The organism is Neisseria sp. HMSC073G10, from assembly GCF_001812605.1.
GTDB classification, from domain to species: domain Bacteria; phylum Pseudomonadota; class Gammaproteobacteria; order Burkholderiales; family Neisseriaceae; genus Neisseria; species Neisseria subflava_A.
Genome location: NZ_KV809503.1, coordinates 14,769 through 39,783, shown reverse-complemented (window position 1 = coordinate 39,783; position 25,015 = coordinate 14,769). Strand labels below are relative to the sequence as shown.

Genomic DNA, 25,015 nt, shown 5'->3' with positions numbered 1-25,015 from the left:
CCTTTTCTCATAAACTGCCCAATGATTTTGTATTATGGATTCAGGCAGTTCAATGTGGGTATGGTTAGGTTTCAGACGGCCTCCAAGATAAAGGCCGTCTGAAAACTCATCAATAAACGCGTTTGGCCGGTTTGATGTATTCCACGCTCAAAGGCTTGGTATGTACCGGTTTGTAAGACAAAGTATTGGTATCTGAATGATACAGGGTATGTTTCATCCAGTTTTCGTCATCGCGCTCAGGATGGTCGTCTGAAGCGTGCGCGCCGCGCGATTCTTTACGTGCTTCGGCAGACACCAAAGTCGCTTTCGCTACTTCAATCAGATTATCCAATTCCAAGGCTTCGATACGCGCGGTATTCCACACTTTGCTCTTATCTTTGATTTCAGTACGTTTCACACGCTCGGCAATCGCCATGATTTCTCGAACGCCTTTGCTCAGAATCTCATCGGTACGGAACACGCCGGCGTGCAGCTGAACAGAACGTTGCAACTCGCGACGCAAGGCATCAACGTTTTCACCGCCGGTTTGATTGTCCAAACGCTCGATACGTTGACGGGTCAATTCGCCGGCATTAGCAGGCAGAGGTTTCCAACCGCTTTGCTCTTTGATGAATTTAATCATGCTGTCGCCGGCAGCTTTACCAAATACCACCAAGTCCAACAAGGAGTTGGTACCCAAGCGGTTCGCACCGTGTACGGAAGCACAGGCGCACTCACCTGCGGCATACAGGCCTTTTACAGGTACTTCGTATTCGTCGCCTTGAGGAACGACAACTTCGCCATGATAATTGGTCGGAATACCGCCCATCATGTAGTGGGTAGTCGGCACGACAGGAATCGGGTCTTTAATCGGGTCGATACCGGCAAACTGAATGGAAATCTCGCGGATGCCCGGCAGTTTTTCCATAATTTTTTCTGCACCGATATGGTCGATTTTCAGCAATACATGGTCTTTGTTTTTACCGCAACCGCGACCTTCGTAGATTTCCATTGCCATTGCGCGAGAAACCACGTCACGGGAAGCCAAGTCTTTTACGGTTGGGGCATAACGTTCCATAAAGCGTTCGCCGTTGGCGTTCAACAAAATACCGCCCTCACCGCGCACACCTTCGGTAATCAACACGCCTGCACCGGCCACACCGGTCGGGTGGAATTGCCAGAATTCCATGTCTTCCAACGGAATACCTGCACGGGCACAAATACCCAAACCATCACCGGTATTCATATAGGCATTGGTAGAAGAAGCATAAATACGGCCGCCACCACCGGTAGCAAACATCACGGCTTTAGCGTGGAAAATATAAACTTCGCCGGTTTCCATTTCCATGGCGGTTACACCGACAACGTCGCCGTTTTCATCACGAATCAAATCTTGCGCCGTCCATTCCACAAAGAATTGTGTATTGGCACGGACGTTTTGTTGGTACAACGTATGCAACATCGCATGACCGGTACGGTCGGCAACCGCGCAAGCACGTTCTACCGCGCGTTTACCGTGTTCGGCAGTATGGCCGCCGAAAGGGCGTTGGTAAATTTTGCCGCTTTCTACGCGGTCAAAAGGCATACCCATATGTTCCAATTCAATCACTGCCTCAGGCGCGGCGCGACACATAAACTCAATCGCATCTTGGTCGCCCAGCCAGTCGGAACCTTTCACGGTATCGTACATATGCCAATCCCAACGGTCTTCCTGTACATTACCCAATGAAGCAGAAATACCGCCCTGAGCCGCCACGGTATGAGAACGGGTCGGGAACACTTTAGACAAAACAGCACAATTCAAACCAGATTTAGACAATTGGAGGGCTGCGCGTAAACCTGCACCACCACCGCCAACAATCACGGCATCAAACTTACGAACAGGAAAACTCATATTTACCCCCAAATTACTTTAACTGAATACACCAAGCAACCTACCAACCAAACGATGGTGGCAACTTGTAAAAACAAACGCACGCCGAAAGGCTTAATGTAGTCCATCCACAAATCACGGATACCTACCCATGCATGCAAAAATACGGCCAAAAAGCTCACTTGGGTAAACACTTTCACCCAAGTTTGATCAAAAAATGCCTGCCATGCCGAATATTCTTTAGGCAACGTGAACAAAACAACCAAAAGAACTACGGTGTACACCAACATGATGACCGCAGTTGCACGCTGCATTGCCCAATCGCGCAAACCGTAATGCGCACCTGTCAATTTACGATCTACCATAATAAAGCTCCCAAAACGACAGTCAAAACCAATGCAGAAGCAAATACGGCTTTAGCGGTATTGCGCGCGGTATTCAGCTCCAAGCCTTTATGCGCATCCAAAAACAGAAAGCGGATGCCGGCAAAGAAATGGTGCAGATACGCCCACAGCAGACCGATGAGGATCAACTTCACAAACGGATTAGAAATAACGGAACGATATGCTTCAAACGACGATTCGCGATCCAATGTTCCTGAGAAGAGGTATAAAAGAACAGGCAGCATCAAAAACAAGCCGACGCCGCTGATACGGTGAAGAATAGATACAATCCCCGGTATGGGCAATCGGATATTGGGAATTTCCAAAAATACCGGGCGTGATTTGGCGGACATGGTCAGTTCCTCTATGATTTATTATCAGCTCAAAACCTATAGCTCAAGACTACAATAAGCTACATAAACCATAATTTACCTGTTTTATCTCATTTTGAACAGTGTAATTTATGAGTACTCCAATGGTTTTTACCAAAATACCAATAAAATCAAATAATCATTTCTAAATTTTTTTTTGTATGATTGGTCTTTTTGTGACTTTCCTGCAATTAAGCCACCCTGCCCGCCGCAATACTGACGATAACATCATCATGACTTGAGAATCATATCAACTGCAAGATAAATTCTCATTCTTAAATGCCATTTTTACAAAGGCATATGCCTTTCTTAACTTATTACTATTGCAGCATTGGTATCACTATTACATAGTTATACATTCATAAGCATTTCATCCGCCCCCAAATAGACTAAAATACAACGCAAAACCAACCATGTTTCCATACCTTAAAAGGAAGCTCAATCATGGCACACTCCCCTCATCAAAACACCCCCGATCCGGAAGACTACATCCCCTCCTTTCGCCGTCGAAATTTAGACACATCCGGCTTCATGAAAAAACTCGGACGCTTTGCCGGTCGCTTGGGCAAACCTGTCGTCCGCCAGCTTTATGCGCTTTATTATCTTTGGGAATCCGAACATACACCCAAACGCGCCAAAATGATTATTGTCGGCGCACTGGTTTATTTCCTCAGTCCTATCGACAGCATTCCCGACCTTCTGATTCCCTTCGGCTTCAGTGATGACATTGCCGTCATTGCGTTGGTTTATTCCCAAATGAAAAACTACCTGACCGAAGACATCAAAGAAAAAGCCCGTCAAGCGGCTGACAAGCTGTTTGGCTCTTGATTAGATAGAGTTCAACAATACCGATATAAAATGCAAAAAGAAGGCCGTCTGAATATTCAGACGGCCTTCTCGATTGAGAATTTTTTATTTCAAAGGTTGCATACCCATAACTTCCATCAAGAAGTTGGTAAACGCAGGATTGCTTGGCTTGGTATCCATGTTTTTCCAACGTTGTTGCCAACCGCGCAAAGCACCTTGGATATACTGTTTGGATTGCTCGGTAGTAATCTCACCACGTTGGCTGTCAACGGCGGAACGCAGATAAACTTCATACATACTGTCATCGACAGAGTTGCGTCCCACTTGTTGGATACGGAAGCGGTTCAAATATTGGGCAGCCTGAACTTTGGTCAGACTACCTTGGCTCACTTGGGTACTCAAGCGACGTGCTTCATCATGAATCTTGGAAACATCTGCCCAATGCGAAGGAGCCAAATGATAACCGGCAGCTGAAACTTGTGAATCAGCCTTAGGTTTCTTGACGTTGGTTGGTCGAACTGGCACTTCTTTCAATGTTGGAACATAAATCGATTCACAACCGGCAAGTGCCGCCACAGCAAGGATAGGAAGAATGTATTTTTTCATAATGCGCATTATAAGCATGATTCGTTGAAGAAACCAACTTTTGAATAACGGTATTCAAAGATCATTAACTGAATTACAACAGATTTCATACGATATCTCAAGCCCATACGCAAAAAAGGCCGTCTGAAAACGGCCTTTTAACCACAATCCTATATTTATGCCAAATCGGCAAACAGAGGTGTAGAAAGATAGCGTTCGCCATATGATGGCAACAAGACAACGATCAGCTTGCCTTCGTTTTCAGGTTTTTTGGCCAGTTGCAATGCACTCCATACTGCCGCACCTGAGGAAATACCCACCAAAATGCCTTCTTTTTCGGCCATAGCGCGCGCAGTTTCAAACGCTGCCTCGTTAGGTACTTTGGAAATGCTGTCATAAACAGTCGTATTCAAAACGCTGGGGATAAAGCCTGCACCCAAACCTTGAATCGGATGTGGGCCTTTTTCGCCGCCACTCAATACCGGGGAGGCTTCAGGCTCGACAGCCACGATTTGAACTTCGGGTTTGTATTTTTTCAACACTTCGCCCACGCCGGTAATCGTACCGCCCGTACCCACACCGGCCACGAAAATATCCACTTTACCGTCTGTATCGCGCCAAATTTCTTCGGCAGTGGTTTTACGGTGAACTTCAGGATTGGCCTCGTTATCAAATTGGCGCGGCATGAAATAAGTGCCCGGATGCTCGTCCACCAAAGATTGGGCTTTGGCGATAGCGCCTGCCATGCCTTCGGCAGCAGGGGTCAAAATCAATTCTGCACCAAACGCACGCAGCAACATTTTGCGTTCTTTACTCATGCTTTCAGGCATAGTGATGGCCAATTTATAACCGCGGGCCGCGCACACCATGGCCAAACCGATACCGGTATTGCCGCTGGTTGCCTCGACGATAACGGTATCTTTATTGATTTTACCGGCTTGCTCGGCCGCTTCAATCATAGATTCGGCAATACGGTCTTTCACGCTGCTGCCCGGATTAAAGAATTCAAGTTTAACGGCGATTTGCGCTTTTAAACCTTCGGTCAGGCGGTTCAGTTTCACCAGAGGTGTGTTGCCGATCAGCTCGGTAATATTATTTGCAATTTTCATTTCCTGCTCCTGATTTAGATGTAATACAGCCTGCATATTAAACTCAGGCCGTCTGAAAAACCAATATCGAAAATTTCTTTCTTTATAACTTTTGGTTCAAGCGCGGTCAATATCCACTGCGCTCAAAAATCAATGCAACGGCAACCACAGCCTGCATCACGACGGCAACCGTCCAGCCTGCCCACATCTGCCGCATACTGAAAAGAGAGGCAGACTGCTTGCAAACAACCACTCTGTGCAGATAAAACACCAGCATCAGGACGCCCTGCAATGCAAACCAATAAATGGGTTTCAAAGCATAAATTTTCAGCAAGGCCGCCCATGCAAAAACCGAGCCTGCCAGCGGCAAGATGAAATAAACCGCGACAGCCAAGAAAACAAAAGCCAAAGTCATGACGACATTGGAAACGGCAAATAAGGTTAAACCGGTATATTCACCTGCCGACCAAAACTTTCCGTCTTCCGTTTTACCGCAATCGTCAATAAAGAAAAAAACACTGGCGGCGGTCAGGTAAAAATGAGGGATGAACAAAGGGCCTGTATGCGTAAAGCCCCACATTCCGGGCAACAGGCGCGCGCCCAGTGCCGAAATCCCCAGCCACAACAAAACCGCAGCCCAAAGCCATTGAAACCGCTGCGCACGAAAAATAAACGCCAACGATACCGCAGCATACGCAATGGCAAACCAAAAATCCAAAGAAACCATCATGAATACTGCAACTCGCCTTCGAAAACGGTTTCAGCAGGGCCGGTCATTTGCACATCGCCGCCTTCTTCCCAACTGATAAACAGTTCGCCCCCAGGCAGAGTAACACGCACAGGCGCACCCGCTTTCAGCAGGCCATTGCGCACGCCGGCCACCACGGCCGCACACGCTCCAGTGCCGCAAGCCTGAGTTTCCCCCACCCCGCGCTCAAACACGCGCAGACGGACGGACAACTCATCTTCAACCTGCATAAAACCGACATTGACCCGTTCAGGAAACTGCTCGTGCGATTCAATGGCACTGCCCCAATGCTCCACCGGTGCAGCCTCAACATCATCAACCAAAATTACCGCATGAGGATTACCCATATTCACGCAGCTTACCGGTACAGATTCCAAACCGACCAAGACAATATGTGTCAACGCATCTTCCGTTTCACCATACGCAGGCACAAACGGAATTTCAGACGACATGAAACGCGGTTTACCCATATTGACGGTAACCAAACCGTTATCCAGCAGCTTCGGCACAATAATCCCTTTGGCCGTTTCGACCAAAATTTCCGTTTTATCCGTCAACCCCTTATCCGCGACAAAACGCGCAAAACAACGCGCGCCATTGCCGCACTGCTCTACTTCCCGACCATCGGCATTGAAAATGCGGTACCGAAAATCGACCGCATCAGAAGAAGGCTTCTCCACTACCAAAAACTGATCAAAACCCACGCCGCGATAGCGGTCTGCCCATTGGGCAAGCGGCGCAGCCAATGGATCAAAGTCCTGTTCGATGGCATTGACCACCATAAAATCATTGCCCAAGCCGTGCATCTTCGTAAATTTCAAAGTTTTCATTATTCATTCACATTCTTATTAAATCATTATTCCGGCACATTCTACACCAGAATGATATATCCGTTTCTATCTTGTTTTTCAGACTGCATTGTGCCCTTTTACCAATACTAACACCAGCCACCCCGCAAAAATACTATACTTCCCACATTACAAACATTTCTTATTACAAGGATACACATTATGAAAAAAGCTCTCTTACCTGCCCTTTTGGCCGCTTTACTCAGCGCATGTACAGTCGGCACACCCGGCGTTTCCGTCGGCTTAGGCGTCGGCACCAGCATCGGCCGCCATGTCGGCTTGGGCACATCCATCAACATCCCAGTCGGCTTGGACAAAACCAAAACCACCAAAGGCACGGATTCAGACGGCATCCGTATCTCAGAAGAACAAATCGTGACCTATTTTGATGCACACGGCACACCCAGCAACAGCGCAGTCAAAGGCGGTTTCCATCGCCAACTGATCAGCAAACGCAACAACGAATATGTCGTGCAAGACTTTTACAGCGACAACAGCCAAAAACGCACGGACCCCTACGTCCTCAGCCGCAACCAACTGATGCAGTTCCGTGCCACGCCAAGTAACGGCTCGTTAACCACTTACGCTTACAACGGCACGGTGATGCAGCAACAAGTATTCCAAAACGGCAAATTGGTTAACGCCAAATACTAAAGGCCGTCTGAAACGGCTGGGGAGTATGTGAAACTTGATTACAAAATATTTTTAACATTCAAACATTTGAAATATTTTGCACCATTTTCTTGAAAATATGGATTGACACATTTTTTCCAGCCATTATAATACGCCCCATTCCCCGATAGCTCAGTCGGTAGAGCGACGGACTGTTAATCCGCAGGTCCCTGGTTCGAGCCCAGGTCGGGGAGCCAAATTTCAAAAGCCTGAACTGCTGTTCAGGCTTTTTTACATCAATAAGGAACGCTTGTTCTTTCCCAAAGAAAGCCCATGAGTCCTCATAATAAAAAAGGCCGTCTGAAACCCAAATCTGGCTTCAGACGGCCTTTTATTTATTTTTAAATCAACGGAAGAAATCGCCCATACCGGCAGGCAGGCCTTGGGTGAATGCACCCATGGTTTTGTTGGTGGTTTCTTCGGCTTTTTCAGAAGCGGCATTAATGGCGGCCAATACCAAATCTTCCAGCATTTCTTTGTCGTCAGCGGCTTCTTGAATCAAATCAGGGCTGATTTCAAGTTTGCGGACAACGTGGGAACACGTCATCACGACTTTCACCAAACCATTGCCTGCTTCACCTTCAACTTCGGTTTCAGCCAGCTTGGCTTGTGCCTTTTTCATGTTTTCCTGCATTTGTTGAGCCTGTTTCATCAGGCCGCCTAATCCGGCTTTTCCAAACATGTTTTACTCCTATGGGTTTGAATAAATGGGTTTCACTCATGCCGTCTGAAAACGCTATTGCCTTTCAGACGGCCTTGTATATCAGTATGTTAAGAATGTCCTGCCAACTCTAAAGAATCCGGCAGCCATTGCGCCTCAAAGGTTTGCAAGATTTTCTGCGCCGTCGTATCCGCTTCCAGCAAATCTTGCGCCTGCTGCCGCCCTTCCTCTTGAATACGTTTGCGGCGCATCACCGGCGTTTCCCAGCCTTTATCATCTTGCCAAGGCTCGGTTTGCAGCCTTAAATTGCCAAGATGATAGGCCTCGCTCAACGTCTGGCAGATTTTATCCAAGCGCTCTTTATTAGCAGTGGCTTTGGCCTCATCCGTCAACGACAGCATGATTAATCCTGCTTCCGCATCATAACCCGTCCATGCCGCATTTTGCGCCAACATCTGCGCCGCGCCTAATTTACGGGCGAAGCGTTCGATAATGCTGTGCCAATTCTCTGTTTTAAACTCAGGCAAAGGAACGAACTGAAGCTCTTCTCCATCCCCCTCCTCTTCTTCAGGCTCAGCAGACACAACCGGCTGCGGTACTTCCATCACATCAGTATGGTGTGAATCTTCATATGTATATGCTTCATCAAAATACGGAGGCGGAATTTCCACATCCATATGCGGATATTCTTCCAACTCAGAGGCCGTCTGAACTTTTGCAACAGGCAATGGTGCCTCCGCTTCTTGTATCTGCGCCGTTTGTGTTTGAAGCGGCTCAGCCGATACTTGGCTCGGCATTTCCTCCCAAGGCGGTACATCCGCCTGTTGTTGAGCAGTCTGAATAGTTTCTTCAGACGGCCTTTCAACGGGATCCTGTTTGGTCGGAACAGCTTCTTTCTCAACCGCCGGTGCTACTATCGGCTCAGATTTCGGCAGCTGAAAAGGCTTTTTTTCGGCCTCAGCTTTCTGATGATCGGAATGCAAATCCGTGTGTTCAATCTGACTTTGCGTATCACAACCCGAAGCGGCCAACGGCGCAAATGCAAGCATGCGCAAAAGCGTCATGACAAAACCGGCATACTCATCCGGAGCCAGCGGCAAATCCTGTTTGCCATGAATAGCACATTGATAATAAAGCTGAATCTGCTCACCACTCAAAGCCTGACTTAATCGCAGCAAAGTTTCACGTTCAGGGTCGTCATTTGCCAAGGCAGAAGGAATGGTTTGAATCAAAGCCAAACGTTGCAACAGCATGGCCAATTCTGCCAATGCGCTGTCAAAACCAATCGCTCTGGCGGACATTTCCTGAGCTTTTTCCAGCAAGGCCTCACCGTTTTGATTGATGATTCCTTCAAGCAATTCAAACAAATATTGTTTATCGACCGCTCCGATCATCTGGCGGACATCTTGTTCGGCCACTTTACCCGAACCCATGGCAATCGCCTGATCCAAAAGGCTCAACGCATCGCGCATCGAGCCGGCGGCGGCACGTCCTAAAAGCTGCAAAGCCTGCGGCTGATAAGGAACGTTTTCACGATCCAAGACATGCGCCAAATGCTCGGCAACCTGTTGCGTTGTCATGTTGCGCAACACAAACTGCAGACAACGGCTCAATACGGTAATGGGGACTTTGTGCGGATCGGTGGTTGCCAAAATGAATTTAACGTGTTCAGGCGGTTCTTCCAAAGTCTTCAGCATGGCATTGAATGCGCTTTTGGAAAGCATATGCACTTCGTCGATGATATAGACTTTGTATTTACCCGCAGTTGGCGCGTATTGTGCGTTTTCCAACACTTCGCGGATATTGTCGATACCGGTATTCGATGCCGCGTCGATTTCCAATAAATCCACATAACGGCCGCTGTCGATTTGCGTACAGCTTTCACACTGACCGCATGGCTCGCCATGCACGGCATTTTCGCAGTTCAAGCTCTTGGCCAAAATCCTGGCAATCGTGGTCTTACCCACACCGCGAGTCCCTGTCAGCAGATAGGCATGGTGCAGACGGCCTTCGTCCAGCGCGTTGCGCAGGGCTTTGACGACGTGTTCCTGACCGACCAAATCGGCAAAGGTTTTCGGACGCCATTTTCGTGCAAGAACTTGATAAGCCATGTTGTTTCTCTACGGGAAATAAATCGGAAGGCCGTCTGAAAAGAATTATCCGCTCTTCAGACGGCCTCAGAAAATGGCATATATTCTAGCATTTTTTTGATTTTTATTAAGGATTTTCTATCAAGCTGGCAGCGACAGCATGTCATCGCAATGTTAGAATGCCACACAAATGATAAACAATTTGAAGCTAAAATCATTATGCCTGAAATCATACTACGCAACCAATCAGCCACTATGCAAGTCAATACAATGGGCGGATATATTGACTCCCTGATTCTAAAAGGACGGGAAGTCTTGTTTCCGAAAACCAGCGTCCACGTGGGCGATGATACAAAATTACGCGGCGGCATGCACGTCTGCTTACCCCAATTCGGACCGGACAGCAAAAATCATCTAGCTCAACATGGTTTCGGCAGAACTTCAGACTGGGAAATCCGCCATCAAAATGAATCGGATATCGGCTTGAAATTAATCAGCACAGAAAAAGGCTATGAACACGTCGAATGGTTGCTTGATTACAGTCTGCCTAACGAAAATGAAGCCATCGCCATCCTAACTGTCTGCAATTACGGCGAATCGCCCGTCCGCACGTCTCCGGGATTCCACCCCTACTTTACCGCCGCAGGTACACAATTTGATTTCAACGGCGCGCCATACGATGCCGACTATATCTCCCATACCGAATTTGTTTCCTCCGACCAGGATGCACACGTTGCATTTAACGGCTTGAAACTGGATATCCGCACCCACAATCTGCCTGTGTATGCCCTCTGGAGCGATAGAAACGGCCAATATACTTGTGCAGAACCAACCGCAGAAGGCAATGCGTTTTTATCCCCTGCAAAAGGCGGACAGTTTGTTTCAGGGCACAGCAAAAAACGTTACGCCATGAAAATCAAACTGATGGCTTAAAATGTTCTGTAAAAGCCCCAAATACTTAAAAACCACCCAAATGGGTGGTTTTCTTATGGCTTACAGGCCATTGTTATTGATTGCATTCGCAATATCGCGTACCGCTGTTACATACATGCGGCTGTGGTTGTATTGCCATACAGTGTAGAAGTTATTCAGGCCCAAATAGTATTCAAATACGCCCGGGCTGGTTTCCAAAGCATACAATACAGCCTTTTCATTATCCGCAACAGCAGCTTGAGGCACGACACCCAAAGCTTTGAAATCTGCGACAGTGCGCGTCAAGGCAGTTTTCTCATCGATAATCGCCTGCAAGTGCGGAGTAATCGTCAGACTTACCGGCACAACCATCTTACCGCCGGTCTGCCAGCCATGCTGTTTCATATAATTGGCGACAGAAGCCGCCACATCGCCGACATTATTCCAAATATCGCGATGACCATCACCATCATAGTCCACCGCCCATTTACGGTAGCTTGAAGGCATAAATTGCGGCATACCCATCGCACCGGCATAGCTGCCTTTGAAGTCAAAGATATTTTCTTTTTCTTCTTTTGCCATCTGCAAAAGTTCGCTCAACTCGTTTTGGAAGAACTCGGCACGGCGTGGATAATCAAAGGCCAATGTACTCAAGGCATCGGCAACGCGGAAGCTACCCGTATTTTTGCCGTAATTGGTTTCGATACCGAGAATCGCCACAATCAATTCGGCAGGTACGCCGTATTTGCGTGCCACATCATCGATTACGGCACGGTTTGCCGCATAGAATTGTCTGCCGCCGTTAAATTTGGCTGCACCAGAGTTACCGGTGCGGAATTCATACCAAGGACGCGAAGTGCTTGGGCGGTACATAATGGTAATAATGTTGCCTTTATACACCACGCCATTAAAGAAATTGCGCAACTCTTCCGCACTGAAACGGCGGTTTTTTACTTCATATTGGATAAACTGCTGAACATTGACGTTCTCATTAAAACCGCTGCTGGCAACAGATTCAGCCGCTGCATCAAATACAGGGCGTTTTGCAGAAGAAACAGGCTCAACAGGTTTCGCTGTATCGACAGCAGGCTTTTGCGGGGTACTACATGAAGCTAGAGCCAAAGCAGCCAGACCCATCCCAAAGATTTTGATTTTATTCATAAATAATCTCTTTATTAAATACTATGATAAATCCGAATACGAAAGAATATTCGTCCAACACATCATCTCTCTATGCCAACTGCCATCTTTTTAATCAGCCAAAAAATATAGAAACTCGGTACCTATTTGCTTCGACTCAAGCACATAGACAAGGCCGTCTGAAATCCAAGGAAACCCTTGATTTTCAGACGGCCTTGAATGAATCAATTACTCAGCGGCTGCAACAACAGCAACGGTAATTTTAGCAACAGCGTCAGTGTGCAGAGCCACTTCAACTTCGTATTCGCCAACAGCTTTCAATGGGCCGTTAGGCAGACGTACGTTTGCTTTAGCAGCTTGGATACCGGCAGCAACAATTGCTTCAGCGATGTCAGCATTGGTAACAGAGCCGAACAGACGACCATCAACACCGGCTTTTTGAGCAACAGTAATGGTTTGGCCTTCCAGTTTTTCTTGACGTGCTTTAGCATCAGCCAAGATTTCAGCTTGTTTGGCTTCCAATTCAGCGCGGCGTGCTTCGAATTCTTTCATGTTGGCTTCGGTTGCACGTTTTGCTTTACCGGCAGGGATCAGGAAGTTGCGTGCGTAACCGTTTTTAACGGTTACGATGTCACCCAAGTTACCCAGACCGCCGATTTTTTCTAACAGAATAATTTGCATGATTTAAACTCCAAAATTATTTGTGTTGATCGGTGTAAGGCAACAGAGCCAGGAAACGGGCACGTTTCACAGCAGTAGCCAACTGACGTTGGTAGTGTGCTTTAGTACCAGTAATGCGGGCAGGGATGATTTTGCCGTTTTCAGAGATGAAGTCTTTCAACAAATCAACTTGTTTGTAATCAACTTCTTGGATTTTTTCAGCCGTAAAGCGGCAGAATTTTCTACGTTTGAATGATTGACGAGCCATTGTCGTTTAACCTTTATATTCTTTAATGTTCTGTATGCGTAGTACCGGCTTGGGGAAGCGTTGGCTGCGTTGCGCCAAAAAACCTTCCGACTCGATGACGGCATCTTGCCGATACTGCCATTCCTCAGCCTGCTTACCTAAAATCCGCGCGGGAATTTCAAATTTGACCAGACATTTCTGTCCGTTTTCTTCCTGCCAAGATTCATGTTGTAACACAACATCTAAAACAGGAATTCCTGCCGGCGTGTATCTCAAAGGCTGAACCTGTAAGATACGGGCGGTAAGCTTAATCAGATTGTTCAATCTTATTCGGCTGCTGCAACTTCTTCAGCTGCACCGTTCAGCAAATTTTTTGCTTTTTCGCCGCCCAACATTGGAGAAGCTTCAGTTACAGCGTGTTTTGTTTTGATGGTCAGGTGACGCAGTACGGCATCATTGAAGCGGAAAGCAGTTTCCAGCTCTTCAACCACTTCAGGAGTAGTTTCGATATTCATCAAAACATAATGTGCTTTGTGGATTTTGTTGATTGGGTAAGCCAATTGACGACGGCCCCAGTCTTCCAAACGGTGGATTTTACCGCTGGCTTCAGTAATCATGGTTTTGTAACGCTCAACCATAGCAGGCACTTGCTCGCTTTGATCAGGATGAACGATAAACACGATCTCGTAATGACGCATGTTATCTCCTTATGGATGATTAAAAACAGCCTTTCACCATGCGAAGTAAAAGGCAAGGCAAAGAGGCTGAATTTTATCCGCATTTCTTAAAAAATACAAGTCCGGATTCAAAATCCACTTTCTTTTCAATTAAAAAACAACAATAGGCCTTATGGTTATTTCCTAGCAAACCACTCAACTATCTGCCAAAAATCTGCTAAAATCTGCCCCATCCTAATAAATACAGCATCAGAAGGCACACAATCATGGCTCTTTTGCAGATTTCAGAACCCGGCATGTCCGCCGCCCCCCATCAACACCGCCTCGCCGTAGGCATTGATTTAGGCACAACCAACAGCTTGGTTGCCACAGTCCGCAGCGGCAGCGCAGTCTGCCTGCCTGATTCAGACGGCCGCGCCACCCTGCCTTCGGTTGTCCGTTATTTGGATGGCGAAGTTGAAGTCGGCAAAAACGCCCTTTCTGCCCAAAAAACCGATCCGCTAAATACAGTCAGCTCCGCCAAACGCCTGATCGGCCGCACCCTTACCGACCTCGCACAAGAGGCGCAATACCTGCCCTATCGATTTACACCCAATGAGCGCGTGGTCGAGTTAAACACCCGTCAAGGTGCAAAAACGCCTATCGAAGTATCGGCTGAAATCCTCAAAGCCCTTAAATCGCGTGCCGAAGAAACATTAGGCGGCGATTTGGTCGGTGCCGTCATTACCGTACCTGCCTATTTCGACGATGCCCAACGTCAAGCCACCAAAGATGCCGCACGCTTGGCAGGCTTGAATGTATTGCGCCTCCTCAACGAGCCGACCGCCGCCGCAATCGCCTACGGACTGGACAACGCTTCAGAAGGCACGTTTGTCGTTTACGACCTGGGCGGTGGTACATTCGACGTATCAGTATTGCAACTGACCAAAGGATTGTTTGAAGTTAAAGCCACCGGCGGCAACAGCGCATTGGGCGGCGATGACTTCGACCATCGTTTGTTCTGCTACCTGCTCGAACAAAACGACCTTTCCAAACTCAACGAACAAGACAGCCAACTTCTGCTTTCCCTTGTCCGTACCGCCAAAGAAAAACTGACCACTCAAACCGAAGCCGTCATCGAAACCACACTTTCAGACGGCCATAAAGTTCATACCGTCATTACCCGCCAAGAGTTTCACAATCTGACCCAAAATCTGGTACAAAAAACCATCGAGCCCGTCAAACAGGCTTTGAAAGACGCAGGCGTAACCAAGGCAGATGTCAAAGGCGTGATTATGGTTGGCGGCTCTACCCGCATGTTGCACGTTCAACAAGCAGTTGCCACATTCTTTGGCCAAACCCCGCTGAACAACCTCAATCCTGACGAAGTGGTTGCACTCGGTGCCGCCATACAAGCAAACGTCCTTGCCGGCAACAAAACCGACGGCGAATGGCTACTGCTTGACGTTACACCTTTATCGCTTGGTCTGGAAACCTACGGCGGTCTTGCCGAGAAAATCATTCCTCGCAACTCTACCATTCCTACCGCGCGTGCGCAGGACTTTACCACTTTCAAAGACGGTCAAACTGCCATGACGATACACGTCGTTCAAGGCGAGCGCGAACTCGTTTCCGACTGCCGCAGCCTTGCCAAATTTACCCTGCGCGGTATTCCGCCCATGGCAGCAGGCGCAGCGCGTATCCGCGTGACCTTCCAAGTTGATGCCGACGGTTTGCTGTCCGTTTCCGCACAAGAACAAAGCACCGGCGTACAGGCGCAAATCGAAGTCAAACCTTCCTATGGCTTGGACGACGGCACCATCACCCAAATGCTCAAAGACAGCATGAGCAACGCCGCCGAAGACATGGCCGCACGCGCACGCGCCGAAGCTGTAGTCGAAGCCGAAAGCCTGACCGACGCCGTCAACGCCGCCCTTGAATTGGATAGCGACTTATTGGAAGCCGAAGAATTGCAACAGATTCAACAAGACATTGCTGCTTTGCAAGGCCGTCTGAAAGACGGCAAAGCCGAAGACATCCGCGCCGCCGTCGCCAAACTCAGCCACAGCACCGACAACTTCGCCGCCAAGCGCATGAACCGAAACATCCAACGTGCGCTGACAGGCCAAAGCATTGATAATATTTGATGGCAAATGGTTTCAGACGGCCTTTGATAAAAAGGCCGTCTGAAAAGATATCCTCTTACAAACATAAAAATAAAGAACAACAATGGAAAAAGCAGGCATTGTCTACCTGATGAAAACCGTCATCAAAGGTGTATATAAAATTGGTATTACTGACGAAAATAATTTTGAAATTAGAATGCGCCATTTGGAAAACAACGGCTACGCAAACGTTGCTGGGTTAGAGCGCATTCTAGCCATTAAAACCGACAACTATAAAGAAAAAGAAACCTTACTTCATGAAATTTTCGGCAAAAGCCAAATAGGAGAAACTGAGCTTTTTGCAATTGATGAAAATCTTGTGAAAAGGCTTTTTCTCTCATTAAGAGGCGAAATTGTATTTCCTAAAAATGAAATAGCAGAGTTGGGTTTTGAAAAAACTGTCAAAGAACATCATCAAGAAAAAATTTTTGAAGTAAACAGAAGTGCATTTATCTCCTTTATCAAGGAAAAGCATCAACAAAATCCTTCAATATTAAGAAATCTCCTCTCTTCAGAAAATGCATATAAACCCAAAAATTCTAAAGTCCGTCTATATAAAGACGAATACTTTGGGAAAAGTGGATCAAAGCTAACCACTGAAATTGAAGAGGGTCTTCACATTTATACTACCTACTCAAAAAAAGATTTGAAGATAGCTTACGAAGATTACTCAAAATTATTTGAATCACAATGAGACTCTGGCACCAAACCCTTATCCCCCTACTCCCCCGCGCCCAGCTTTTGGGGCAACACCGCGAATGCGCTGCCTTGCGCGGGGCCGGCTGGGGCAGGCCGCATGCGACGGTTAATTACGTTTTCACTCATTCGCCCTACAAACTCTATCTGTATCACGCGTTGATTATGGAAGAGATGGAAAGGCGCGGTTACAAACCGGATGCTTTATGGAAAGACCCGCTATATCGCGGCAAAGCCGCTGCCCCATACCATTCGCACGCGATTGAAGCATCCACTTCGCCGATTTATGCCGAACATGATGATGCCTATCTGGATGAGTGTTTGGAAAATTTAAGAAGTAAAGGCATCATGTTATAAACCCATTTTTCAGACAGTCTGAATATTGAATATCCAAGGCCGTCTGAAACCGCTTTAACCACAACCACTCTTAAACAACTGAGACAATAAAAATGCCAAAAATTACCGTACTCCCACACGCGACATTATGCCCTGAAGGCGCGGTTATCGAAGATGCACCGGAAGGCCAAACCGTCCTTGACGTACTGCTTGACCACGACATCGAAGTCGATCACGCCTGCGAAAAATCCTGCGCCTGCACCACCTGCCACGTGATTATCCGCAAAGGTTTTGACAGCTTGGAAGAACCGACCGAATTGGAAGAAGACCTGCTCGACCAAGCATGGGGCTTGGAAGCCGATTCACGTTTGAGCTGTCAGGCCGTCGTTGCGGATGAAGATTTGGTGGTGGAAATCCCCAAATACACCATCAACCACGCTCGCGAAGATCATTAAAGCGAGATTTAATGAAAAAGGCCGTCTGAAACCACAAATTCATGGTTTTCAGACGGCCTTTTGGTTATGCAGCAAATTATTTGATATGAGGGAAAATAAAACGCATACGCGAAATCTGCATAGCAGCCACTTTCTGCGTAGCGGAGTAATTTTCAATTTTTTCTTGCATTCTGATTTGATGCATATTGCCGTTATAATGGGGAGCCGCGTTCTGAGATTTGTTTACGGTCGGCAGTTCAGCCTCTGCCTTCAACACTTCCTCTGCCTCTATGGCCGAAAGTGCAGCCTCATCTCTTACCAAACCGAAACGCTCGATAATGGCATTGGTTTCATCTATATAATGAGATTTGTCCACGCCATTTTCCAACACCGCATCTTCAAGCACGACCGACAAATGCTTGCCGCACTTTTCGATACGCTCTGCGATCCGCGAATAAACCATCCAACGTTTCAACCTCAATGCGCCTACATCGTCATTAGGTGAAGCGGCATCCAGTTTAATTAAGCCATAGTGCTTGCCGTAATACAGACGGAACACCAGCTGCTTCAAACCTTCTGTTTCGTCCAGCATCCGATAAAATTCGCGAACCAACAACAGCAAACGGTCAAATGCGCCTACTTTAGACAGATACTCCGGATCATCGGAAGCAAGCGCGTAAATCAGTTTGGACAATTTGGCGTTGAGTGCGTTATTCATCTTTTTTTCCTTTTATTTTTAAGCGATGGATTTTCTTAAGAGCCATTCCAAAAAATTTGGTTGCATAACAAAGTGTAAATTTTGTATGAAAACCAAATCATACAAAGCGGAATAGAAAGTATAAAACGGCAGATTGCCGTGAATTTTAAGTGTCTTGCCGTATTTTAACGCAACTATGCTATTTTGTTAAAAAATAGCGCCATCATTTATCTGCCAATCTTCCGTAAAACAATCTGGCAGTCCGACTTCTTCTTGATTAAAATAATTACTAATAGCCCAAACCCAATAAAGGAACACATCATGAAATGGACAGATACCCAACGCATCGCCGAAGAACTCTACGACTTACACGGCGACAGCATCGATCCGAAAACCGTACGCTTTACCCAACTGCGTGATTTGATTATGGCTTTGCCTGAATTTGACGATGATCCGGCGCGTTGCGGCGAGCGTATTCTCGAAGCCGTGCAACAAGCGTGGATAGATGAAGCAGAATAATCTTTCCCCACTTCCCTATCAAACAAGACCTCAGACAGTTTTTCAGACGGCCTGAGGTCTTTATTAAATTTATTCATACAATTTCGGAAAATTTCGAAATTGACTCATACCAACCTCAAATTTATTATGCAACCTGACAACAAATAAAAGATATGCAGAAGGTGCATAACCATGAATCACGCTCGAGAAATCGCCGCTTTAAACAACAGCCTTTCTGATTTAAAAGGCGACATCAATGTTTCATTCGAATTTTTCCCGCCGAAAAACGAACAAATGGAAACCATGCTGTGGGATTCCATCCATCGCCTGCAAACCCTGCATCCGAAATTCGTTTCCGTAACCTACGGTGCAAACTCCGGCGAACGCGACCGCACACACAGTATCGTTAAACGCATCAAACAAGAAACCGGCCTTGACGCAGCCCCACACCTGACCGGTATCGACGCCAGCCCTGACGAGTTGCGCAAAATCGCCAAAGATTATTGGGACAGCGGCATCCGCCGCATCGTTGCTCTGCGTGGCGACGAGCCGCCCGGCTACGAGAAAAAACCTTTCTATGCGGAAGACTTGGTCAAACTGTTGCGCTCCGTTGCCGACTTTGATATTTCCGTAGCAGCCTATCCTGAAGTGCACCCGGAAGCCAAATCCGCACAAGCCGACTTAATCAATCTGAAACGCAAAATCGATGCGGGCGCAAACCACGTTATCACCCAGTTCTTCTTCGACGTGGAAAGCTATCTGCGCTTCCGCGACCGTTGCGTAATGATGGGCATTGACGTTGAAATCGTTCCCGGCATCCTGCCTGTAACCAATTTCAAACAATTGACCAAAATGGCCCAAGTGACCAACGTCAAAATCCCAAGCTGGCTGTCTAAAATGTACGAAGGTTTGGATGACGACCAAGGCACGCGCAACCTTGTTGCCGCCAGCATCGCCATCGACATGGTCAAAGTCCTCTCTCGCGAAGGTGTCAAAGACTTCCACTTCTACACCCTCAACCGTAGCGAACTGACTTACGCCATCTGCCATATTTTGGGTGTACGCCCCCGTTAATAAAACAGACGGCCTCCCCATTCTGATTTACAATATCGAACATTCAGGCCATACCGGCCTGATTAAAAATTCCAACTAGGAGAGTTAACATGACAACATTGCATTTTTCAGGCTTCCCGCGCGTCGGTGCCTTCCGCGAATTGAAATTCGCACAAGAAAAATACTGGCGCAAAGAAATCAGCGAGCAAGAATTGCTGGCTGTTGCTAAAGACTTGCGCGATAAAAACTGGAAACACCAAGCTGCTGCCAACGCCGATTTCGTTGCTGCAGGCGATTTCACTTTCTACGACCACATCCTCGACCTGCAAGTTGCTACCGGTGCCATCCCTGCCCGTTTCGGCTTCGACAGCCAAAACCTGTCTTTGGAACAATTCTTCCAACTGGCCCGTGGTAACAAAGACCAATTCGCTATCGAAATGACCAAATGGTTCGACACCAACTACCACTACTTGGTGCCTGAATTCCACGCCGATACCGAATTCAAAGCCAACGCCAAACACTACGTTCAACAGCTGCAAGAAGCTCAAGCTTTGGGTCTGAAAGCCAAACCGACCGTTGTGGGTCCGTTGACTTTCCTGTGGGTTGGTAAAGAAAAAGGCGCTGTTGAATTCGACCGTCTAAGCCTGTTGCCTAAACTGTTGCCTGTTTACGTTGAAATCCTGACTGCTTTGGTTGAAGCCGGTGCCGAGTGGATTCAAATCGACGAGCCTGCTTTAACTGTTGACCTGCCTAAAGAATGGGTAGAAGCATACAAAGACGTTTACGCTACTTTGAGCAAAGTAAGCGCCAAAATCCTGTTGAGCACTTACTTCGGTTCTGTTGCCGAACACGCCGCATTGCTGAAATCCCTGCCTGTTGACGGCCTGCACATCGACTTGGTACGCGCTCCTGAACAGCTGGACGCATTTGCCGACTACGACAAAGTTCTGTCTGCCGGCGTTATCGACGGCCGCAACATTTGGCGCGCCAACTTGAACAAAGTTTTGGAAACTGTCGAGCCTCTGCAAGCCAAACTGGGCGACCGTTTGTGGATCTCCAGCTCTTGCTCTCTGCTGCACACTCCATTTGACTTGTCAGTTGAAGAAAAACTGAAAGCCAACAAACCTGACCTGTACTCTTGGTTGGCATTCACCCTGCAAAAAACCCAAGAATTGCGCGTTCTGAAAGCCGCATTAAACGAAGGTCGTGATTCTGTTGCCGAAGAACTGGCTGCCAGCCAAGCTGCCGCCGACTCCCGTGCCAACAGCAGCGAAATCCACCGTGCAGACGTTGCCAAACGCTTGGCCGATTTGCCTGCCAACGCAGACCAACGCAAATCTCCATTTGCCGACCGTATCAAAGCGCAACAAGCATGGTTGAACCTGCCTCTGCTGCCGACTACCAACATCGGTTCTTTCCCACAAACTACCGAAATCCGCCAAGCACGTGCAGCCTTCAAAAAAGGCGAGCTGTCTGCCGCCGATTACGAAGCTGCGATGAAAAAAGAAATCGCCTTGGTGGTTGAAGAGCAAGAAAAACTGGACTTGGACGTACTGGTACACGGCGAAGCCGAGCGTAACGACATGGTTGAATACTTCGGCGAACTGTTGAGCGGTTTTGCATTCACCCAATACGGCTGGGTACAAAGCTACGGCTCACGCTGTGTTAAACCACCTATCATCTTCGGTGACGTAAGCCGTCCTGAAGCCATGACCGTGGCTTGGTCTACTTACGCTCAAAGCCTGACCAAACGTCCGATGAAAGGTATGTTGACCGGCCCTGTAACCATTCTGCAATGGTCTTTCGTCCGCAACGATATTCCTCGCTCTACCGTGTGCAAACAAATCGCACTGGCTCTGAACGACGAAGTATTGGATCTGGAAAAAGCTGGCATCAAAGTCATCCAAATTGACGAACCTGCCATCCGCGAAGGTCTGCCTTTGAAACGTGCCGATTGGGATGCCTACCTGAACTGGGCCGGTGAATCTTTCCGCCTGTCCTCTACCGGTTGCGAAGACAGCACCCAAATCCACACTCATATGTGCTACTCTGAGTTCAACGACATCCTGCCAGCCATCGCCGCTATGGACGCTGACGTCATCACCATCGAAACTTCACGTTCCGACATGGAGCTCTTGACTGCATTCGGCGAATTCAAATACCCGAACGACATCGGCCCAGGTGTTTACGACATCCACAGCCCACGCGTACCGACTGAAGCTGAAGTTGAGCATCTGTTGCGCAAAGCCATCGAGGTTGTACCGGTTGAACGTCTGTGGGTTAATCCAGACTGCGGCCTGAAAACACGTGGCTGGAAAGAAACTCTGGAACAACTCCAAGTGATGATGAATGTAACCCACAAACTGCGTGCCGAACTGGCTAAATAATGTGAGTTAGATGAAAAGGCCGTCTGAAAATTTTCAGACGGCCTTTTTTTATTTATCGATATTTAGACCATAAAGATTATAGCTTCAACAGCTTACAAAATCCCTGTCGTTGTATGATGCTCTTCCACTCCTGATGTATACACATTCTTAGTATGGTGATACACAGCATCTTTAGTTGTTGCGACAATATAGTTGGCTTCTGACAAGATATCGCTCAAGGCAACTTTACTGCCGGTCGTATTCACCTTTGTCAGTGCTGCACCATTATGGCTATTGCCTTCTGAATACGTTTTGATGTTATTTTCAAAGCGCAGCCATGAATCATACAGTTCATCTTTGATGTCCGTCATGATTTTATTGTTGGCTACATTTAAAGATGCCTTGCCCTTAGGGTTGGTACTGTATACGTCTACCAAAACATCATCCAGGGCACCACCAAGTTTCAATGTGTTATTGGTGATGTTGTACTCTTTGGCATTACTTTTCAAATAAGCAAATTCGACATAGCCGTCAGATTTTTCACGCACGAAAATTTTGTTGTTGTGAATGGTCACCGCACCATGCATAGCGACATTACCATGGTGTTCTTCCACATAAACCGGTACTGCGCCTTTCATAATCTTGCCGATATTGGCATCATTGCCGCTAATGGTAATAGTACCGCTGCCAATGCCGTTTTTAGATAAAACGCGGTCGTAGGTATCGTTGATGACGGCAATCAGATATTTGGTGGATTCGCCGCTTATCTTGTTATTTGCCATATTGAGCGTGTAATCCATTTTGCTTTCATGGTTACGGAACTCAATCGCGTAAGTCTGAATATTGTTTTGATAAACCGTCAGATTTTTAATGACATTATTGCTGATATCGAAATAGCCTTTGTTAGCCGAGTGCAAATCTTTGTATTGGGTATTGGTTTGCACCTGGATACCTGAATACATGTGATAGTACTTGCCCAAGTCATCATCAACATTCAAACGGAAGCTCGGGTCTTGGATAATGGTATTGCCGGTAATTTTGACTTTATCCATAGAAAACTGGCGGTTGTAAGCAGCAATACCATACAGCCGGTCACCTGTTAACACATTGTCTTCAATGACAATGCCTGTACCATCATGCACATCCAAGCCTTTGCGGTAGTTGTGGTTGGTCGTGTTTTTACGGTATGTGACACCGTAATTGTAGCTGCCCGCAACCACAGCCATACCGTAGCCGGTACCGCCGTCCGCTTCGTGGCCGTTCCAATCCAAACGGTTGCCCTCGCCGATAAAGTTTTGTTGGAAACCGATCAGCGCACCGGCAACGCGGTTGTGGTGCAGATACGAATCAACAATACGGTTGTTTTCACCCAAAGGCAGCGCTTCATATTTTTCATCAATTTCGCCGCTTTGTACGCGCTCTTTAAAGGTCAGCTTTTGACCTTTTTCCTTTTCCAAAGAAGCGGTCGACGTGAACATCACACCAGCACGATTGGCACCGGAAACCTCTACTTTACTGATTAAAGTATTGTCCGCATCGTTCACCAAAATGCCGTTTACCTTGCCAAAATAGCTTAAGCCTTTGCGGTAAAAATCAGGGTTGGTATATTGAACCGACAAGTTGGCAATGGTTTTATTGTTTTGTCCATCGATCAAGATACCGGCAAATTGGCGAATGTCATCATGGTTGGTGTTCGGATTGAACACGCCTGTCTGCGCCTTATCAAACGTTACTTTGGTTTTACCCATCCCCGAACCAAACAAACCGCGTGCGCCGGAAACGGTTTTATCCATCACAATCTGGTTAGAAATATAGTAGGTACCATCCAAGAAGACCATGGCTTTTTCTTTATGAGCAGCTTCTAAAGCCGCTTTAAATGCCTGAAGGCTGTCTTTTTTACCCTGCGCATCGGCACCAAAATCATTCACACGAACATAATTACCATACTCTTTAGATTGATACACGCGGTATTTTCCAGAGACACCTGCCCTGTTTTCGGTATGATCGTCAATTTTGTTTTCTTTGACTGAACTGAGGTGGCTATCGTGACTCATGGCTGTTTTTTTGCCGGAAGAAACGCTCACGACTTTGTTATGGCCGTCTGAATCGTTCAAAATCTTTTTATGCACAATTTCGACTGTTTTTTTTCCTTCGGCAATTCTGTCTTCTGCCTCTTTTTCTTTGCGGGCAGCGTCTTGTTTGGCTTTACGCTCTGCAATCGCTTTTTCGACTGCTGCTTTATGCGCTTCTTTTGCATGCTCGACGGCGTTTGCTTTGGCTGTGGCGGCTTCGGCTATTTTTTTTGCTTTAGCCTCTTCGTATTTTTTTTGCTTTTCAGCCAAAATTTTTTCCATCGATTGATTAACCGGTTTGTTTACCGGCTCTTTTGAAACAACCTGTTTGTCCGTTACTTTAGACGCAATGGTATTTTTACCAGAAACGCTACTTGCAGAAGCAACACTGGCCCGTACGACACGCATTTTTGTTACAACGCCGTCTGAAGATGATGAGGTACTGTTCAATCTTGCCGCCTCAGCCACATGAACCGCATCTCTCGTTACAGTATTTTTACCGCTTAATTGCTTGGGTTCAGGAAAAACAGACGGACTTCCCCCAAAATTTTGGGTGTGTATCCATTCTTTTAGAGGAGAAGATGATTCGGAAGTGGTTTCAGGAGTTGAGGAGCCTTGACGGATATGGGTACGGCCAAGAGGGGCAAGTTTATGTGACATAATCAGCGTATTTCCTTGTATCAAATATCGTCCTTTTCCACCGCACAAGCGTGCAACAAAAAAGTTCGATGAATAAAGAGGTAAGACGGATTCTGTCGTAACAGCAATTGCCTGTATAAAGCTAGCCACTTTGAGAAACTCGGCAGCGTTTCCCCTTCTGCCGATTTTCTGATTGAAAACGGTAATGGTGTTTGGACAGAACCCTTGGATGGCTTTTATAGGCAATCTGTCCGCGTACCATGTGTCCGGTTATTTTTGACGGAAAATGTATCAGAGTCCCTTTTTAATTAATTAGTTCATCCAAAGTTAAGTTATTTT

The 25,015-nt window shown here is 47.0% G+C and carries 26 protein-coding genes and 1 tRNA gene; 11 read left to right on the top strand and 16 right to left on the bottom strand.

Translation table 11 applies throughout. From position 1 onward, the window contains the following. Positions 1-109 precede the first annotated feature (109 nt). The 3 genes from sdhA to sdhC are packed head-to-tail and all read right to left on the bottom strand — an operon-like array spanning position 110 to position 2,588. Complete coding sequence (sdhA, locus tag HMPREF2865_RS02715) at positions 110-1,873, bottom strand: succinate dehydrogenase flavoprotein subunit (protein WP_003745594.1); 1,764 nt, start codon at positions 1,871-1,873, stop codon at positions 110-112. Between the two features lie 2 nt (positions 1,874-1,875). Beyond that, positions 1,876-2,217: a succinate dehydrogenase, hydrophobic membrane anchor protein gene (gene sdhD / locus HMPREF2865_RS02710; protein WP_003745591.1), complete on the bottom strand. Its 342-nt coding sequence runs from the start codon at positions 2,215-2,217 to the stop codon at positions 1,876-1,878. After that, positions 2,211-2,588, bottom strand: coding sequence for a succinate dehydrogenase, cytochrome b556 subunit (gene sdhC, locus HMPREF2865_RS02705; RefSeq protein ID WP_049349064.1), 378 nt, complete (start codon positions 2,586-2,588; stop codon positions 2,211-2,213). Before sdhC ends, sdhD begins: the two co-directional genes overlap by 7 nt. A 462-nt stretch (positions 2,589-3,050) precedes the next feature. On the opposite strand from sdhC, the gene HMPREF2865_RS02700 reads away from it, so the two are divergent. Beyond that, complete coding sequence (locus HMPREF2865_RS02700; protein ID WP_049349066.1) at positions 3,051-3,434, top strand: YkvA family protein; 384 nt, start codon at positions 3,051-3,053, stop codon at positions 3,432-3,434. 84 nt (positions 3,435-3,518) lie between these two features. Here HMPREF2865_RS02700 and HMPREF2865_RS02695 read toward each other — a convergent pair whose 3' ends face one another. The 4 genes from HMPREF2865_RS02695 to dapF all read right to left on the bottom strand — a co-directional run bounded on the left by HMPREF2865_RS02695 (position 3,519) and on the right by dapF (position 6,664). Then, on the bottom strand, positions 3,519-4,028 hold the full coding sequence (locus HMPREF2865_RS02695) for a membrane lipoprotein lipid attachment site-containing protein (protein WP_070645444.1): 510 nt from the start codon (positions 4,026-4,028) through the stop codon (positions 3,519-3,521). 146 nt (positions 4,029-4,174) lie between these two features. Next, positions 4,175-5,107: a cysteine synthase A gene (gene cysK / locus HMPREF2865_RS02690; RefSeq protein ID WP_094192812.1), complete on the bottom strand. Its 933-nt coding sequence runs from the start codon at positions 5,105-5,107 to the stop codon at positions 4,175-4,177. 106 nt (positions 5,108-5,213) lie between these two features. Next, on the bottom strand, positions 5,214-5,816 hold the full coding sequence (locus HMPREF2865_RS02685) for a hypothetical protein (RefSeq protein WP_070645442.1): 603 nt from the start codon (positions 5,814-5,816) through the stop codon (positions 5,214-5,216). Further along, complete coding sequence (gene dapF / locus HMPREF2865_RS02680; RefSeq protein ID WP_070645441.1) at positions 5,813-6,664, bottom strand: diaminopimelate epimerase; 852 nt, start codon at positions 6,662-6,664, stop codon at positions 5,813-5,815. Before dapF ends, HMPREF2865_RS02685 begins: the two co-directional genes overlap by 4 nt. A 180-nt stretch (positions 6,665-6,844) precedes the next feature. Here dapF and HMPREF2865_RS02675 point away from each other — a divergent pair, with 180 nt between their 5' ends. Together HMPREF2865_RS02675 and HMPREF2865_RS02670 are read left to right on the top strand one after the other, a co-directional pair. After that, positions 6,845-7,336 (top strand): NemA protein, encoded by a 492-nt coding sequence (locus tag HMPREF2865_RS02675; RefSeq protein ID WP_070645440.1) that lies wholly within the window; start codon positions 6,845-6,847, stop codon positions 7,334-7,336. A 139-nt stretch (positions 7,337-7,475) separates the two neighbouring features. Continuing rightward, positions 7,476-7,551 (top strand) — tRNA-Asn (locus HMPREF2865_RS02670). A 149-nt stretch (positions 7,552-7,700) separates the two neighbouring features. Here the strand turns inward: HMPREF2865_RS02670 and HMPREF2865_RS02665 are convergent. Together HMPREF2865_RS02665 and dnaX are read right to left on the bottom strand one after the other, a co-directional pair. Continuing rightward, complete coding sequence (locus HMPREF2865_RS02665; protein ID WP_003678854.1) at positions 7,701-8,036, bottom strand: YbaB/EbfC family nucleoid-associated protein; 336 nt, start codon at positions 8,034-8,036, stop codon at positions 7,701-7,703. 89 nt (positions 8,037-8,125) lie between these two features. Further along, positions 8,126-10,126, bottom strand: a complete 2,001-nt coding sequence (gene dnaX, locus HMPREF2865_RS02660) for a DNA polymerase III subunit gamma/tau (protein ID WP_070645439.1) — start codon at positions 10,124-10,126, stop codon at positions 8,126-8,128. Between the two features lie 198 nt (positions 10,127-10,324). Here dnaX and HMPREF2865_RS02655 point away from each other — a divergent pair, with 198 nt between their 5' ends. Next, positions 10,325-11,038 (top strand): aldose epimerase family protein, encoded by a 714-nt coding sequence (locus HMPREF2865_RS02655; protein WP_070461503.1) that lies wholly within the window; start codon positions 10,325-10,327, stop codon positions 11,036-11,038. Between the two features lie 60 nt (positions 11,039-11,098). On the opposite strand, the gene mltB is transcribed toward HMPREF2865_RS02655, so the two are convergent. The 5 genes from mltB to rpsF form a co-directional block, all read right to left on the bottom strand. Continuing rightward, positions 11,099-12,178, bottom strand: a complete 1,080-nt coding sequence (mltB, locus tag HMPREF2865_RS02650; RefSeq protein WP_070461317.1) for a lytic murein transglycosylase B — start codon at positions 12,176-12,178, stop codon at positions 11,099-11,101. A gap of 207 nt (positions 12,179-12,385) precedes the next feature. After that, positions 12,386-12,838 carry a 50S ribosomal protein L9 gene (gene rplI / locus HMPREF2865_RS02645; protein WP_003678862.1) on the bottom strand — a complete coding sequence of 151 codons (453 nt, stop codon included), beginning with the start codon at positions 12,836-12,838 and terminating at the stop codon, positions 12,386-12,388. A 16-nt stretch (positions 12,839-12,854) separates the two neighbouring features. After that, positions 12,855-13,085, bottom strand: coding sequence for a 30S ribosomal protein S18 (rpsR, locus tag HMPREF2865_RS02640; RefSeq protein ID WP_003678863.1), 231 nt, complete (start codon positions 13,083-13,085; stop codon positions 12,855-12,857). Positions 13,086-13,091: 6 nt separating this feature from the next. Continuing rightward, on the bottom strand, positions 13,092-13,394 hold the full coding sequence (gene priB, locus HMPREF2865_RS02635; RefSeq protein WP_191620531.1) for a primosomal replication protein N: 303 nt from the start codon (positions 13,392-13,394) through the stop codon (positions 13,092-13,094). Further along, a complete protein-coding gene (gene rpsF, locus HMPREF2865_RS02630; protein ID WP_003686150.1) occupies positions 13,391-13,762 on the bottom strand; it encodes a 30S ribosomal protein S6 in 372 nt (123 codons plus the stop codon). Before rpsF ends, priB begins: the two co-directional genes overlap by 4 nt. 245 nt (positions 13,763-14,007) lie before the next feature. On the opposite strand from rpsF, the gene hscA reads away from it, so the two are divergent. The 4 genes from hscA (at position 14,008) to fdx (ending at position 17,372) form a co-directional block, all read left to right on the top strand. Further along, a complete protein-coding gene (gene hscA, locus HMPREF2865_RS02625; protein WP_070645438.1) occupies positions 14,008-15,867 on the top strand; it encodes a Fe-S protein assembly chaperone HscA in 1,860 nt (619 codons plus the stop codon). Between the two features lie 82 nt (positions 15,868-15,949). Further along, positions 15,950-16,579 carry a GIY-YIG nuclease family protein gene (locus HMPREF2865_RS02620; protein WP_070645436.1) on the top strand — a complete coding sequence of 210 codons (630 nt, stop codon included), beginning with the start codon at positions 15,950-15,952 and terminating at the stop codon, positions 16,577-16,579. Continuing rightward, positions 16,576-16,938 carry a TIGR02328 family protein gene (locus HMPREF2865_RS02615; protein WP_070645434.1) on the top strand — a complete coding sequence of 121 codons (363 nt, stop codon included), beginning with the start codon at positions 16,576-16,578 and terminating at the stop codon, positions 16,936-16,938. Before HMPREF2865_RS02620 ends, HMPREF2865_RS02615 begins: the two co-directional genes overlap by 4 nt. A 92-nt stretch (positions 16,939-17,030) precedes the next feature. After that, positions 17,031-17,372 carry an ISC system 2Fe-2S type ferredoxin gene (fdx, locus tag HMPREF2865_RS02610; RefSeq protein WP_003686005.1) on the top strand — a complete coding sequence of 114 codons (342 nt, stop codon included), beginning with the start codon at positions 17,031-17,033 and terminating at the stop codon, positions 17,370-17,372. A 76-nt stretch (positions 17,373-17,448) separates the two neighbouring features. Here fdx and HMPREF2865_RS02605 read toward each other — a convergent pair whose 3' ends face one another. Continuing rightward, on the bottom strand, positions 17,449-18,069 hold the full coding sequence (locus HMPREF2865_RS02605) for a hypothetical protein (protein WP_070645432.1): 621 nt from the start codon (positions 18,067-18,069) through the stop codon (positions 17,449-17,451). A gap of 300 nt (positions 18,070-18,369) precedes the next feature. Between HMPREF2865_RS02605 and iscX the strand changes: the two genes are divergently transcribed. The 3 genes from iscX (at position 18,370) to metE (ending at position 21,986) form a co-directional block, all read left to right on the top strand. Next, positions 18,370-18,567 carry a Fe-S cluster assembly protein IscX gene (gene iscX, locus HMPREF2865_RS02600; protein ID WP_003682097.1) on the top strand — a complete coding sequence of 66 codons (198 nt, stop codon included), beginning with the start codon at positions 18,370-18,372 and terminating at the stop codon, positions 18,565-18,567. Positions 18,568-18,738: 171 nt separating this feature from the next. Beyond that, positions 18,739-19,620, top strand: coding sequence for a methylenetetrahydrofolate reductase (metF, locus tag HMPREF2865_RS02595; RefSeq protein WP_070645429.1), 882 nt, complete (start codon positions 18,739-18,741; stop codon positions 19,618-19,620). Positions 19,621-19,709: 89 nt separating this feature from the next. Beyond that, positions 19,710-21,986, top strand: a complete 2,277-nt coding sequence (gene metE, locus HMPREF2865_RS02590) for a 5-methyltetrahydropteroyltriglutamate--homocysteine S-methyltransferase (protein WP_070645427.1) — start codon at positions 19,710-19,712, stop codon at positions 21,984-21,986. Between the two features lie 92 nt (positions 21,987-22,078). Here the strand turns inward: metE and HMPREF2865_RS02585 are convergent, their stop codons facing one another. Next, on the bottom strand, positions 22,079-24,697 hold the full coding sequence (locus HMPREF2865_RS02585) for a right-handed parallel beta-helix repeat-containing protein (protein WP_349267461.1): 2,619 nt from the start codon (positions 24,695-24,697) through the stop codon (positions 22,079-22,081). Positions 24,698-25,015: the final 318 nt, after the last annotated feature.

Coding starts and splice junctions, on each gene's coding strand:
- sdhD (WP_003745591.1), bottom strand. CDS start 2,217: ATGGTAGATCGTAAATTGACAGGTGCGCATTACGGTTTGCGCGATTGG.
- metF (WP_070645429.1), top strand. CDS start 18,739: ATGAATCACGCTCGAGAAATCGCCGCTTTAAACAACAGCCTTTCTGAT.
- dapF (WP_070645441.1), bottom strand. CDS start 6,664: ATGAAAACTTTGAAATTTACGAAGATGCACGGCTTGGGCAATGATTTT.
- cysK (WP_094192812.1), bottom strand. CDS start 5,107: ATGAAAATTGCAAATAATATTACCGAGCTGATCGGCAACACACCTCTG.
- rpsR (WP_003678863.1), bottom strand. CDS start 13,085: ATGGCTCGTCAATCATTCAAACGTAGAAAATTCTGCCGCTTTACGGCT.
- HMPREF2865_RS02605 (WP_070645432.1), bottom strand. CDS start 18,069: ATGAATAACGCACTCAACGCCAAATTGTCCAAACTGATTTACGCGCTT.
- iscX (WP_003682097.1), top strand. CDS start 18,370: ATGAAATGGACAGATACCCAACGCATCGCCGAAGAACTCTACGACTTA.
- rpsF (WP_003686150.1), bottom strand. CDS start 13,762: ATGCGTCATTACGAGATCGTGTTTATCGTTCATCCTGATCAAAGCGAG.
- HMPREF2865_RS02700 (WP_049349066.1), top strand. CDS start 3,051: ATGGCACACTCCCCTCATCAAAACACCCCCGATCCGGAAGACTACATC.
- HMPREF2865_RS02685 (WP_070645442.1), bottom strand. CDS start 5,816: ATGATGGTTTCTTTGGATTTTTGGTTTGCCATTGCGTATGCTGCGGTA.
- fdx (WP_003686005.1), top strand. CDS start 17,031: ATGCCAAAAATTACCGTACTCCCACACGCGACATTATGCCCTGAAGGC.
- metE (WP_070645427.1), top strand. CDS start 19,710: ATGACAACATTGCATTTTTCAGGCTTCCCGCGCGTCGGTGCCTTCCGC.
- HMPREF2865_RS02585 (WP_349267461.1), bottom strand. CDS start 24,697: ATGTCACATAAACTTGCCCCTCTTGGCCGTACCCATATCCGTCAAGGC.
- mltB (WP_070461317.1), bottom strand. CDS start 12,178: ATGAATAAAATCAAAATCTTTGGGATGGGTCTGGCTGCTTTGGCTCTA.
- HMPREF2865_RS02615 (WP_070645434.1), top strand. CDS start 16,576: ATGAGACTCTGGCACCAAACCCTTATCCCCCTACTCCCCCGCGCCCAG.
- rplI (WP_003678862.1), bottom strand. CDS start 12,838: ATGCAAATTATTCTGTTAGAAAAAATCGGCGGTCTGGGTAACTTGGGT.
- sdhA (WP_003745594.1), bottom strand. CDS start 1,873: ATGAGTTTTCCTGTTCGTAAGTTTGATGCCGTGATTGTTGGCGGTGGT.
- sdhC (WP_049349064.1), bottom strand. CDS start 2,588: ATGTCCGCCAAATCACGCCCGGTATTTTTGGAAATTCCCAATATCCGA.
- HMPREF2865_RS02655 (WP_070461503.1), top strand. CDS start 10,325: ATGCCTGAAATCATACTACGCAACCAATCAGCCACTATGCAAGTCAAT.
- HMPREF2865_RS02665 (WP_003678854.1), bottom strand. CDS start 8,036: ATGTTTGGAAAAGCCGGATTAGGCGGCCTGATGAAACAGGCTCAACAA.
- hscA (WP_070645438.1), top strand. CDS start 14,008: ATGGCTCTTTTGCAGATTTCAGAACCCGGCATGTCCGCCGCCCCCCAT.
- HMPREF2865_RS02620 (WP_070645436.1), top strand. CDS start 15,950: ATGGAAAAAGCAGGCATTGTCTACCTGATGAAAACCGTCATCAAAGGT.
- HMPREF2865_RS02675 (WP_070645440.1), top strand. CDS start 6,845: ATGAAAAAAGCTCTCTTACCTGCCCTTTTGGCCGCTTTACTCAGCGCA.
- HMPREF2865_RS02695 (WP_070645444.1), bottom strand. CDS start 4,028: ATGCGCATTATGAAAAAATACATTCTTCCTATCCTTGCTGTGGCGGCA.
- dnaX (WP_070645439.1), bottom strand. CDS start 10,126: ATGGCTTATCAAGTTCTTGCACGAAAATGGCGTCCGAAAACCTTTGCC.